The following is a 9,944-nucleotide window of genomic DNA, read 5'->3' as shown; positions in this document are numbered from 1 at the left end:
CGGTCGCCGAAGGCCTGTCTCGACCGATCGGCCCATCGCATCGACAGGCGCATTGATTCAGCAATTCGATCCCGATCTGCGGGTAGGGCTGGACATTCGTCAAAACACATCACGATGTCCGACCCCAAAAGGCGCTGTATCTCCATCGAGCGTTCCGGGGTCAGCTCGTGCTTGGACCCATCCACGTGAGATTTGAAGGTCACGCCCTTTTCGGTCAGTTTGCGCAGACCAGCCAGGGACATGACCTGAAATCCACCGGAATCCGTTAGGATCGGGCGATCCCAGTTCATGAACTTGTGCAACCCGCCCAAACGGTCGATGCGTTCAGCCGTAGGGCGCAGCATCAGGTGATAGGTGTTCCCCAACAAGATATCGGCACCGGTTGCACGAACACTCTCCGGCATCATCGCCTTGACCGTCGCGGCAGTTCCCACTGGCATGAACGCCGGGGTACGCACCTCGCCGCGCGGCGTGTGGATCACTCCGGCGCGGGCCTTGCCGTCGGTGGCCTTCAGGTCAAATGAGAAACGGTCTGTCATTGGGCATCCTCGGGTCACTGAACCGGGCAGGATTTGCCCGATCTGTTCAGCCATTGCAAGTTGTCAGGGTAAAGAGGCAACCTGCCGGGTAAACAGATCAACAACCCCTGCCCCGTCAACATCCCGGCATACCAGCACAGCCGGTCGCGTCGAGACCGGACGCGTAGCGCCGGATTCCGTACCGCCTACAATTACCTCAACCCCGGTTTCGACCATCTCGAACATCGTGCCATGGGTGCAGGCGATCACAGCAGTCGAGTCATGCAGGCCGCAGCCCTCCAACCCGCCGATATCCTTGTAGAATTTCAGGTAAAATACCGAGATGTCGCGCAGGAAAGCCCCCATATCGGGCGAGCGTTGGGCCAGACCGTCAAAATCCGCACTTTTGTACAGCGTTTTCAGGGTGACATCCAATCCAACCAAAACGGTCGCCGGCGGTGCTGCAAACACTTCATTTGCGGCAAGGGCATCGTGATAGATGTTTGCTTCGGCATGTTCCGTGATGTTGCCTGGGCAGAAAACCGCCCCACCCATGATCACCAACTGTTTGATGTTCTGCGAAAACTCAGGATCCAGACGCATCGCCGCAGCAATATTAGTCAAGGGGCCGATTGCACAAACCGTCAGCTCTCCCTTGTGGCGGCGCGCCATTTCAACCAGGAATTCCGTGGCATTCAATTCATGGTTCGCTCCGATTTCCGGGATATCGGTAATATCCCCAAAACCTTCGGGACCGTGAACATGTTCGGACGGTGCGTGGTGCCCTGTTCCCTGTGGGTAGGCCGCGCCTTGGGCGACCGGAATGTCCAACTCAAGTTTATCCACCAAAAACCGTGCATTGCGGCTGGATTGATGAACGTGGGTGTTGCCAAAAACGGTCGTCAGGCCGATCAAGTCAATCTCGGGGGCTGCAGCGGCATATGCAATGGCCATCGCATCGTCGATGCCGGGGTCTGTATCAATAATCAGTTTCATCCCAGCCCGATAGCGCAAACGCGAGGGGATGCAAAGCGGTCACAATAGCAAAAACTAACCAAAATCCATGGATCAGCGTTTTGAATCCAAGCACAATCCCTCCATACCAGAGTTGAAAAAGGGCGATTCAACCCCCAAATGTATACTATCGTACACAATAAAAGAGGACAGATATGACCGAAGACCAAATCATTGGATTGCTTTCATCGAACATAATTTACCTGCTCGCGGCGGCATTGATCGTCATCATCACGCTAAAAGGCATTAAAATCGTTCCGCAATCAGAAAAGTATGTGGTCGAACGGTTCGGTCGCTTGCATTCGGTGCTTGGCCCTGGGATCAACTTTATCGTTCCTTTGCTAGATGTTGCGCGGCACAAGATATCCATTCTGGAACGCCAGCTTCCCAATGCAACGCAGGATGCAATCACCAAAGATAACGTTCTGGTCCAAATCGACACTTCGGTCTTTTACCGCATCCTAGAGCCGGAAAAGACAGTCTACCGCATCCGCGATGTAGATGGTGCTATCGCGACGACCGTTGCCGGTATCGTCCGGGCGGAAATCGGCAAGATGGACCTGGACGAAGTTCAGTCGAACCGTGCTCAACTGATCACTCAGATTCAAGGAAGCGTCGAAACCGCAGTGGATGACTGGGGGATCGAAGTGACGCGCGCCGAGATTTTGGACGTTAACCTCGATCAGGCGACCCGTGACGCGATGCTGCAACAGTTGAATGCTGAACGCGCGCGCCGCGCGCAGGTGACCGAGGCCGAGGGCAAGAAACGCTCTGTTGAGCTTCAGGCCGACGCCGAACTCTATGCGGCAGAACAAACGGCCAAAGCGCGCCGCATTCAAGCCGAAGCCGAAGCCTATGCAACCAGTGTCGTTGCCCAGGCGATTAAGGAAAACGGTATCGAGGCGGCTCAGTACCAGGTTGCATTGAAACAGGTTGAGGCATTGAACACGCTGGGCACCGGCAATGGCTCGCAGACTATCGTTGTACCTGCCAATGCGCTTGAAGCTTTCGGAAACGCCTTCAACATGCTGAAAGGACGTACATAATGGCTGATCCCTTTTGGTTAACATGGTGGCTATGGCTGGCTGGCGCGTTGGCTTTGGGCATCCTCGAAATAGTCCTACCTGGGTTCATCTTTCTGGGTTTCGCCATCGGGGCCGGGCTGACGGGTATTCTGCTGGCAATCCCTGGAATAGCACCGTCGCTGCCGATCCTGCTTATGATCTTTGCGACTTTGTCGCTGATTGCCTGGCTGATCCTGCGCCGCGTCTTTGCTCTGCCCCATGGCCAGGTGAAGAAGTTCAGGCATGACATAAACGACTAAACTCTTATGGCACCCCTTTAGGGGGTGTCATTGTGCCTCTGGACGCTGCCCGAGGCTTTCCCTATATAATTCGTCAGGTAACAAACCAGAGGCACGAATGACTCATCCGAGCGAACAGTTTGAAGGCACACCTCTTATTGCCCCTTCAACGATTGAACACCCTCTTTATGAGCCGGTGGTCGACGCCTGCCGAACGGTTTATGACCCCGAAATCCCTGTAAACATCTATGATCTGGGTCTGATCTATACGATCGACATCACCCAGGAAAACGCGGTCAAGGTCATCATGACACTGACCGCGCCCGGCTGCCCGGTTGCCGGCGAAATGCCTGGGTGGATCGTCGAGGCAATCGAACCCGTGGCCGGCGTTAAAGAAGTTGACGTGGAACTGACCTGGGAGCCTCCCTGGGGCATGGAAATGATGTCAGACGAAGCGCGTCTGGAACTTGGATTTATGTAAGGCCAAGTGCGAAGGTCTGCTGTTATTGAATTCCGCAGGTCGATTTGATTTCGTCCGACCTCTGGTTAAGCTTCTCTATGTAATCTCCTGATAACATAGTTAGTCTTTTCTTTTCGGTTCCAGTCACAAGGCCCAGAAGCGCCCCAGCAGGTGTAATGGCAATTACACTTTTGGCCTGCTCTTCTTCTGCATGTTTTCGTTCGGTTGCAATCGCGCGCAAATCACCTTCTGCCGTTGCACAGTTTACCGGATGTTGCTTTTCTTCTGCGATCGCCGTCTGAGCCAAAAACACAGACAGCATCAGAGAAGGAATTGTAAGAATATCTTTTTTTCTAAACCAAAGTCTTTTCATGCTGTTCAGCCTCAAATAATTTCCAAAAGTGGATCATGAGTCAGGCTATGACGAGTGTAATTTGCAAAGCAAGCCTTGCTTACCGACTGGGGCGGGAAATCTAATCCGACAGTAAAAGTTAGGTAAGAAAACCTGCTATGTCTTGAGCCTGATGCCTCGCGGCACTACATTAGCAACAACGAACAACGACGGAGATCATGATGTTCGGCATCCCCGGCAAACAGGCCGTAACAATGACACCAAAGGCTGCAGAGCAGATTGCCCGCCTGATGACTTCGGGCGGCCATGCTGGTTTGCGTATTGGCGTCAAGAAAGGCGGCTGTGCCGGGATGGAATACACCATGGACTATGTCGACCAGCCTGACACCAATGATGAAGTGGTCGAGCAGGACGGCGCGCGGATCATGATCGCCCCGATGGCACAGATGTTCCTGTTTGGAACAGAGATCGACTATGAGGTCTCGTTGCTTGAATCCGGTTTCAAGTTCCGCAACCCGAATGTTGTAGATGCCTGCGGTTGCGGAGAATCCATCAAGTTCGACGAAAGCATTGCAACTCAGCCTTAAGACGCTGCCTGCAAGTGCACATAGGTCTCGTTGAAACGACGCGTCAAGTGTTCTCCTGCCTGGATGACATTCTCTGAATGTGGCGGGGCAACATTGGTGTCATAAGACGGGTTGAAGAACAAAGGAACCGACAGCCTTTCAGCAGATCCACCGATCACACGGTGCAGAGTTGCCTTGACCGCCCCTGCCGTCCAGAACTCCAGCATCTCCCCAAAATTGATAATGAATGTTCCGGGCTGCGCTTGGACCTGAGCCCAACTCTGGTCCGGCATCTGTACCTCTAGCCCTGCTCGACCATCGGTGGCCAGCAGGGTCAGACAGCCATAATCAGTGTGCGCTCCGATACCGAAATCCTTTTCGCCTGCCCAGACTGGCCTTTGCGGGTAAAAATTGCCGCGCAACAGGGCCATGGGCGTGTCGAAGGCAGTGTCAAAGCTGTTGGCATCCTTGCCCAATGCCACCGAAATGGCGCGCAACACCCGCATGGCAACCGAACAGGCGTCACCATAATAGGCCTCGATGATTGATCGAAACTCGGGCACAGCTTCCGGCCATTGGTTCGGGGCATAAACCGAGAGGTTCTTGCCAAAGTACCTATTGGTCTCAGCTAGCTCGTATCCGCAATCGAACACCTCTTTGAAGTCAGGATTTGCAGCGGGATCTACCTGTTCCGAGCGCGAGGCGCCCCACCCGCGGTTGGACCCGGTCACAGCCATATCAACACGCCGTTTCTCGGCCTCTGGCAGCCGGAAGAATGCGTGATATGCCGAGATGACCCGTTCCACCCGACTGGCGGAGAAACCAGTATTGGAGACGGTCAGAAACCCAACTTCACCGACGGCGCGGGTCAATTTGGCCAATTCCGCCGTGTCGCACCGATCCAGTTTTTCAAGATCAAGATGTTCGATCATATTGCTCATTCCACTTCGCGGCGGAAACTGCCGTTTTGCAACGGGCTCTGCAACCGGAATTGTCAGACCTGACTGGCAATGATATCCGGTCACCAGAAAACCGATTTATTTCAAGGGGACGCGATATGCGGCGTAAACTGGCGGCTGGAAACTGGAAGATGAATGGTAATGCTGCCGACTTGAGCGAGCTTCAGGCCCTTTCTCACATGCATGCTGCCCCGGCAGTTGATATTCTGATCTGCCCACCTGCCACCTTGATCCATCGGGCCAAAGAGAAGGTCCCGGGCGGAAACATCCAGATAGGCGGGCAGGATTGCCACGCGGCAAACTCGGGCGCGCATACAGGTGACATTAGCGCCCAGATGCTGGTCGACGCCGGAGCGTCAGCCGTCATTCTTGGCCATTCTGAACGCCGCGAAGACCATGGTGAACAGAATGAAGATGTTCGTGCTAAGTCTATTGCCGCTATGAATGGTGGGCTAAAGGCAATCATCTGCGTCGGTGAAAGCCTGGAACAGCGCGAGGCCGCCAATACCCTGGATATAATCGGCGGTCAGATGTCCGGCTCGATCCCGGATCAGGCAACGGGCGAAAACCTAATAGTCGCCTACGAACCGATCTGGGCCATTGGCACGGGCAAAGTGCCCACTCTGGATGAAATCGGTCAGGTGCATGACTTTATCCGCGCGCGGCTGGAACGGCGCTTTGGCGAAGGCGTTGGGCGTTCGGTCCGGCTGCTTTATGGCGGCTCGGTCAAGCCATCGAACGCCGCCGAGATTTTCGCCGTGTCGAACGTGGATGGTGCGTTGGTTGGCGGGGCAAGCCTGAAGGCTGACGATTTCTCGGGCATCATTCAGGCTCTGGAACAGGCCTGATCAGGCCAGTTTCATCGTCACCATCCCGGCAATGATCAAGACTGCCGCGCAGATCCGCGTGGCGGTCAGGGCTTCGCCCAAAAACAAGATGCCAACGGTAAACGCGCCAACCGCTCCTATTCCCGTCCAGATGACATAGGCTGTTCCCAAAGGCAGCGTCCGCATGGCCAGTGCCAGCAAGGTGAACGAACCCAGCATCGAAACTGCCATCAAGGCGGTCGGCCAGAACCGGGTGAACCCGGCAGATTGTTTCATCGCCACGGCCCAGACAATTTCAAGCAGGCCGGCAAACAACAGGATAATCCAGGGCATAGAAGAGACCTCTGATCAGTCCGGGTCGTCCCGGATACTGTCCCGTGATGGGGAGGTCGTCCTCTGCCCTTTAGATAATCCCCTTGGCGCCCCGTTCAAGACGCAGAGACCGGGCAGAGATCCCCTGCCCGGTCTTTTTCTCAGCGGTTGGACCCGCTAGTTTGTTATGATCTCCGGCCCCATGAAGGTGTTGGGCAGGAAGGTGGATATCCACGGGATATAGGTCACCATGATCAGGAAGACGAACAGGACCGCCAGGAATGGCAGGGCCGCCCGGACAACGCCCATCATCGGCATGCCCGCAACACCCGAGGTCACGAACAGGTTCAAGCCGACCGGCGGTGTAATCATCCCGATCTCCATGTTCACAACCATGATGATGCCTAGGTGAATCGGGTCGATGCCCAGCTCGATTGCAATCGGGAACACCAGTGGTGCTACGATCACCAGCAGGCCCGAAGGCTCCATGAACTGGCCGCCGATCAGCAAGATCACATTGACCACGATCAGGAAAGTCACCGGTCCCAGACCTGCCGACAGCATGGCAGTTGCTATGTGCTGCGGTACCTGTTCATCCGTTAGAACATGTTTCAGGATCAGGGCGTTGGCGATAACGAACAGCAGGGTAACGGTCAGTTTCCCAGCTTCGAACAACGTCTGCTTGGTGTCGGGGTGAAAAATCGCCGTGATCAGCGCATAAGGCTTTCTGAGCAAAGAGATATTCTTTTCCTCACCCTCGGTGCTGAGGGGACCCATGTCCTTGTAGACGAAGCTGGCAATCAAAAAGGCATAGACTGCGGCCACCGCAGCGGCCTCGGTCGGGGTAAAGATACCCCCATAGATGCCACCCAGAATGATCACGATCAGGAACAGACCCCAACCTGCTTCGCGTGCCGAGACAAGGATTTCGCCCCAGCCTTTCCATTCACCCTTGGGTAGGTTCTTGACCTTGGCCATCACATAGATGGTAATCATCAGCATCAGCCCAGCCAACAGACCGGGGATCACACCGGCGAGGAACATGCGCCCGACAGAAACTTCGACAGCGGCGGCATAGACCACCATCACGATCGACGGCGGAATCAGAATACCCAGCGTTCCTGCGTTACAGATAACGCCGGCGGCGAATTCCTTGGAATAGCCAACCTGCCGCATACCAGCGATCACAATCGACCCGATGGCCACTACCGTAGCCGGAGACGACCCCGACAGGGCCGCAAACAGCATACAGGCGAACACGCCCGCAATCGCCAGACCTCCGGGCAAGTGCCCCACGCAGGCAATCGAGAAACGGATGATGCGCCGAGCCACGCCGCCCGTGGTCATGAAGGACGAGGCCAGAATGAAGAAAGGGATCGCCAGCAGGGTAAAATGCCCTTCGAAAGCCTCAAACAAGGTACCTGCGACCGAGGCGAGCGAACTGTCGGAATAGATCAGTAGAAACAGGGTCGAACTGAGCCCCAGCGCCACCGCAATCGGTACACCGATCAACAGTAAGCCTACGACCATCGAGAACAGAAGAATGACATCCATCAGTTGTGCTCTCCTTGCTGAGCGCGGACTTCTTCAATCTCGTCCTCGACTTCGTGGCTAGCGACCATCCGATCGGCTTCGCCGCGCCAAATCTGTACCGCAACCTGCGCAAAGCGGATCACCAAAAGCAGCATCGACACGGGCAGAACCAGATACGGCACCACCTTGGGCAGTTTTTCATAGCCCTCGCCATAGTTGATCAGATCCTCCAGAAACCGCAGCGGGGCAACCATCGGAATGTCGTCGACCTCATAAAAGCTCTGACTGCGCGCATCGAAGTTGAACCCGGTAGGGAACCACCGCCCCGATGTGGGCGGCAGATCCGCGAACACGGCCCAATAGTCATATGCGCCTTTTAGCATCAGCAGAGAAAACACCAGACAGCAGACTACAGCGATCAGAGCCAAAATCCGTCGAGGCGCCGGGCTGAGCATGTTCAGGATGGCGTCCACTCCCAGATGGGCGTGTTTCTTGACGGCATAAGACGCCCCAAGCAGCACCAACCAGCCGAAGGCGAATACCGTCAGCTCCAGTGCCCATAGGATATTGGAATTAAAGAAATACCTTGCGATCACATTGGCAAATGTCACAGCCGTCATCAGGCCCAGCAACGATGCGATCAAGGTTTCTTCGATATGGTCGACCAGCCCGCCTTGGCCGGATTGCGCACCAGACATCTATCTGTCCCCACATTTTTTTGAGATAAGTGCTGTTTGGGCGGGCCAAATCGGCCCACCCTGCCTGCGCGTCGAATACTCCCCAGTCCCCGGACGCGCGGCGTATACCAGGATCAGAACCCGGCGTTGATAGCCTGTGCGGCGTCGATCTTTTCTTGACCCACGTCACCGGCGAACTGTTCCCAGACAGGTTTCATGGCGTCGATCCAGGCCTGACGCTGTTCAGGGTTAAGTTCACGGATGATACCGCCCGCATTTGTGATCGAGACCTTGGCTTCCTCGTTCACCGAGAAGGATTCTTTGTTCCGCTGTTCTGTCACTTCGCCCAGAATGGTCAGGAACTGTTCGCGCACCGCAGGATCCAGGCTGTCCAGCCAGTCAACCGATGTCACGACCAGATAGTCGATGACACCGTGGTTGGTTTCAGTGATACCGTCCTGAACCTCAAAGAACTTCTTGCCGTAGATGTTGGACCAAGTGTTTTCCTGTCCGTCGACGACACCTTGCTGCAACGCGCCATAAACCTCTGAGAAAGCCATTTTCTGCGGGCTTCCGCCAATCGCCTCCATCTGCGCGACCAGCACGTCAGAAGATTGGACGCGGAATTTCAGGCCATTGGCATCCGACGGATCGACCAGCGGTTTGTTGGCCGACATCTGTTTCATGCCATTGTGCCAGAATGCCAGCCCCTGCAGGCCACGGCGCTGCATGCTGTCTTTCATCGCCTGACCGTCAGCCGAAGCCTGAAATGCGTCTACCGCATCAATGTTCTTGAACATGAACGGCAGGTCGAACAGGCGGAATTGCTTGGTGAACTTCTCGAACTTGGACAATGACGGGGCCGCCAGTTGCACATCGCCCTGCAACATCGCCTCAAGGACTTTATCGTCGTTATAGAGCGTGGAGTTCGGGTAGACCTCCATGCACATCACGCCGTTCATCTCATCATTAACGCGCTGTTCCAGCAACGAGGCTGCAATACCCTTGGGATGTTTATCGGTATTGGTCACATGCGCGAATTTCACGACGATTTCGCCGTCTTCACAAGCGGCCATGCCTGCGGTTGCTGTTACGGTTAGAGCGACGGCCGTCGCTGCCGTTGTCAAAAATTTCATCAGTCGAGTTCTCCCAGATACTTCACTACGTCTCCGGACGCGCAGAAGCCGTCCCATGGCGGCGAGTGAACCGAATCGGGGTCAAGCCCTCAACTTATTGTGGGCTTCACTACCGGGTAGTATTTTATCATTTATTTACTGAGTGTTACGCACTTTCTGTCTGGTATCCATTTAAGCCATTCGGGAAGCCGTGCGAGAATCCGCACATATATATGCGCCATTGTGTGGATTTCCGCACAAATAGCGATTCGCCGAACGCGAATCGTTTACCAGGTTTTGGCTCTTCC

13 protein-coding genes are annotated in these 9,944 nt (G+C 55.1%); 5 read left to right on the top strand and 8 right to left on the bottom strand.

Annotation, left to right across the window (positions count from 1 at the left end; genetic code table 11):
* Positions 1 to 539: tRNA guanosine(34) transglycosylase Tgt (locus tag AC2FJ5_RS12170; RefSeq protein WP_496793502.1), on the bottom strand; the 539-nt coding region annotated here is incomplete at its 3' end.
* Positions 540 to 602: 63 nt separating this feature from the next.
* The gene (locus AC2FJ5_RS12165) at positions 603 to 1,514 is read right to left on the bottom strand and encodes a nucleoside hydrolase (protein ID WP_496793501.1); all 912 of its coding nucleotides are present in this window, start codon (positions 1,512 to 1,514) and stop codon (positions 603 to 605) included.
* A gap of 173 nt (positions 1,515 to 1,687) precedes the next feature.
* Here AC2FJ5_RS12165 and AC2FJ5_RS12160 point away from each other — a divergent pair, with 173 nt between their 5' ends.
* The 3 genes from AC2FJ5_RS12160 (at position 1,688) to AC2FJ5_RS12150 (ending at position 3,316) form a co-directional block, all read left to right on the top strand.
* Positions 1,688 to 2,578 (top strand): SPFH domain-containing protein, encoded by an 891-nt coding sequence (locus AC2FJ5_RS12160; protein WP_142634059.1) that lies wholly within the window; start codon positions 1,688 to 1,690, stop codon positions 2,576 to 2,578.
* A complete protein-coding gene (locus tag AC2FJ5_RS12155; RefSeq protein ID WP_281972169.1) occupies positions 2,578 to 2,856 on the top strand; it encodes an NfeD family protein in 279 nt (92 codons plus the stop codon). The genes AC2FJ5_RS12160 and AC2FJ5_RS12155 overlap by 1 nt, the downstream gene beginning before the upstream one ends.
* 97 nt (positions 2,857 to 2,953) lie before the next feature.
* Entirely contained in the window at positions 2,954 to 3,316 is a 363-nt protein-coding gene (locus AC2FJ5_RS12150; RefSeq protein WP_142634063.1) for an SUF system Fe-S cluster assembly protein, read from the top strand.
* A gap of 22 nt (positions 3,317 to 3,338) precedes the next feature.
* Here the strand turns inward: AC2FJ5_RS12150 and AC2FJ5_RS12145 are convergent, their stop codons facing one another.
* Entirely contained in the window at positions 3,339 to 3,668 is a 330-nt protein-coding gene (locus AC2FJ5_RS12145) for a hypothetical protein (protein WP_142634065.1), read from the bottom strand.
* Between the two features lie 200 nt (positions 3,669 to 3,868).
* Here AC2FJ5_RS12145 and AC2FJ5_RS12140 point away from each other — a divergent pair, with 200 nt between their 5' ends.
* Positions 3,869 to 4,234, top strand: coding sequence for a HesB/IscA family protein (locus AC2FJ5_RS12140; RefSeq protein ID WP_142634067.1), 366 nt, complete (start codon positions 3,869 to 3,871; stop codon positions 4,232 to 4,234).
* Here the strand turns inward: AC2FJ5_RS12140 and AC2FJ5_RS12135 are convergent.
* Entirely contained in the window at positions 4,231 to 5,145 is a 915-nt protein-coding gene (locus tag AC2FJ5_RS12135; RefSeq protein ID WP_496793505.1) for an isopenicillin N synthase family dioxygenase, read from the bottom strand. The genes AC2FJ5_RS12140 and AC2FJ5_RS12135 overlap by 4 nt on opposite strands.
* 125 nt (positions 5,146 to 5,270) lie before the next feature.
* On the opposite strand from AC2FJ5_RS12135, the gene tpiA reads away from it, so the two are divergent.
* Positions 5,271 to 6,020: a triose-phosphate isomerase gene (gene tpiA / locus AC2FJ5_RS12130; RefSeq protein WP_496704700.1), complete on the top strand. Its 750-nt coding sequence runs from the start codon at positions 5,271 to 5,273 to the stop codon at positions 6,018 to 6,020.
* Here the strand turns inward: tpiA and AC2FJ5_RS12125 are convergent, their stop codons facing one another.
* The 4 genes from AC2FJ5_RS12125 to AC2FJ5_RS12110 form a co-directional block, all read right to left on the bottom strand.
* A complete protein-coding gene (locus AC2FJ5_RS12125) occupies positions 6,021 to 6,332 on the bottom strand; it encodes a DMT family transporter (RefSeq protein ID WP_281994682.1) in 312 nt (103 codons plus the stop codon).
* Between the two features lie 156 nt (positions 6,333 to 6,488).
* Positions 6,489 to 7,865: a TRAP transporter large permease gene (locus tag AC2FJ5_RS12120; RefSeq protein ID WP_271946870.1), complete on the bottom strand. Its 1,377-nt coding sequence runs from the start codon at positions 7,863 to 7,865 to the stop codon at positions 6,489 to 6,491.
* Positions 7,865 to 8,542: a TRAP transporter small permease gene (locus AC2FJ5_RS12115; RefSeq protein ID WP_496691312.1), complete on the bottom strand. Its 678-nt coding sequence runs from the start codon at positions 8,540 to 8,542 to the stop codon at positions 7,865 to 7,867. The genes AC2FJ5_RS12120 and AC2FJ5_RS12115 overlap by 1 nt, the downstream gene beginning before the upstream one ends.
* Before the next feature lie 113 nt (positions 8,543 to 8,655).
* Entirely contained in the window at positions 8,656 to 9,657 is a 1,002-nt protein-coding gene (locus AC2FJ5_RS12110) for a DctP family TRAP transporter solute-binding subunit (protein ID WP_142634078.1), read from the bottom strand.
* Positions 9,658 to 9,944 lie beyond the last annotated feature (287 nt).

Source organism: Ruegeria sp. CDSA221 (assembly GCF_059611825.1).
Note: the sequence above shows the minus strand (reverse complement) of the source record. Positions and strands in the feature narration are given on the sequence as shown.

What these genes read in the sequence shown, in the direction of transcription:
- AC2FJ5_RS12165 (WP_496793501.1), bottom strand. Translation starts at nt 1,514, where the DNA reads ATGAAACTGATTATTGATACAGACCCCGGCATCGACGATGCGATGGCC.
- AC2FJ5_RS12160 (WP_142634059.1), top strand. Translation starts at nt 1,688, where the DNA reads ATGACCGAAGACCAAATCATTGGATTGCTTTCATCGAACATAATTTAC.
- AC2FJ5_RS12155 (WP_281972169.1), top strand. Translation starts at nt 2,578, where the DNA reads ATGGCTGATCCCTTTTGGTTAACATGGTGGCTATGGCTGGCTGGCGCG.
- AC2FJ5_RS12150 (WP_142634063.1), top strand. Translation starts at nt 2,954, where the DNA reads ATGACTCATCCGAGCGAACAGTTTGAAGGCACACCTCTTATTGCCCCT.
- AC2FJ5_RS12145 (WP_142634065.1), bottom strand. Translation starts at nt 3,668, where the DNA reads ATGAAAAGACTTTGGTTTAGAAAAAAAGATATTCTTACAATTCCTTCT.
- AC2FJ5_RS12140 (WP_142634067.1), top strand. Translation starts at nt 3,869, where the DNA reads ATGTTCGGCATCCCCGGCAAACAGGCCGTAACAATGACACCAAAGGCT.
- AC2FJ5_RS12135 (WP_496793505.1), bottom strand. Translation starts at nt 5,145, where the DNA reads ATGATCGAACATCTTGATCTTGAAAAACTGGATCGGTGCGACACGGCG.
- tpiA (WP_496704700.1), top strand. Translation starts at nt 5,271, where the DNA reads ATGCGGCGTAAACTGGCGGCTGGAAACTGGAAGATGAATGGTAATGCT.
- AC2FJ5_RS12125 (WP_281994682.1), bottom strand. Translation starts at nt 6,332, where the DNA reads ATGCCCTGGATTATCCTGTTGTTTGCCGGCCTGCTTGAAATTGTCTGG.
- AC2FJ5_RS12120 (WP_271946870.1), bottom strand. Translation starts at nt 7,865, where the DNA reads ATGGATGTCATTCTTCTGTTCTCGATGGTCGTAGGCTTACTGTTGATC.
- AC2FJ5_RS12115 (WP_496691312.1), bottom strand. Translation starts at nt 8,542, where the DNA reads ATGTCTGGTGCGCAATCCGGCCAAGGCGGGCTGGTCGACCATATCGAA.
- AC2FJ5_RS12110 (WP_142634078.1), bottom strand. Translation starts at nt 9,657, where the DNA reads ATGAAATTTTTGACAACGGCAGCGACGGCCGTCGCTCTAACCGTAACA.